The 879-nt window shown below is 64.1% G+C and carries 1 protein-coding gene; it reads left to right on the top strand.

The features are described 5' to 3' along the window. Window positions 1-306 precede the first annotated feature (306 nt). A partial coding sequence (locus H6B10_RS14715) for a hypothetical protein (RefSeq protein WP_204652278.1) occupies window positions 307-879 on the top strand: 573 nt, incomplete at its 3' end.

Here is an 879-nt window from a genome sequence, read left to right as displayed (position 1 = left end):
ATACCCATTCCCGGTAGATGCCGCTGTGGATGAGGACGGTGTCCCCCGGCTGTGCGGCGGCCGCGGCGGCCCCGATGGTGGAAAAAGGCCGGGCGGCGGAACCGTCCCCCGCCGGTGCGGCCTGCTGTGCCACATGGTAGATCATAAAAATATCCCTCCTGTGTGGATTGTGGAGTATGCCCCCAGCGTAACACAGCCCGGCGGGATTTCCCATGCCCGATTTTGCGGCAAACCTACACAATTTTGTCCTCTCATGCTATAATGGCGGCAAAGAAATGCGCAGGCGGCGGGAAAGGCGGGACCGGAATGGAAGAAGCGGCGCTGCAAGGCATATCGCCGGTGTTTGTCGGCTGGCATGACTGCGGGCAGGTACTGCATACCCACCGCAGCCAGAGCTATGGCCGCCGTGTGGTGCGCCACTACGAGATAGAGTATATTGTCTTTTCCCACAGCGGGTATATCCTCACCGACGGGCTGCCCCTGCAGACCATCCCCCATACGGTGTTTGTGCGCCGTCCCGGTATGGAGGCGGAGGGCGTCGGGGTCTACCGTTCGGTGTTTGTGGAGTTTGACCCGGACGAAGCGGCCCGCCGGCTGGCTGTGCTGGACGGGCTGCCGCCGGTGATCTTCCAGACGGAGGAACCGACTTTTGGAGAAGATTTCTTTCAGTCATTGGCATTGCCGCCCCGGCCGGAACCCTGGCAGCTGCTGGCCTGGAAAAGCCGGATGCTGTGGCTGCTGGCAGGGCTGCTGCGGCAGGCTGCGGCGGGGGGCGGGCACAGCCCCGGGGACGATGCGCCGGTCCGGCAGGCGCTGGCATACATCCACCGCCATTACCGGGAAAACGTTACCCTGGAACAGCTGGCCGCGGCGGCGGGG

Origin of the sequence: Gemmiger formicilis, assembly GCF_016901605.1 — a bacterium.
Taxonomy (GTDB): Bacteria; Bacillota; Clostridia; order Oscillospirales; family Ruminococcaceae; genus Gemmiger; species Gemmiger formicilis_B.
Note: the sequence above shows the minus strand (reverse complement) of the source record. Positions and strands in the feature narration are given on the sequence as shown.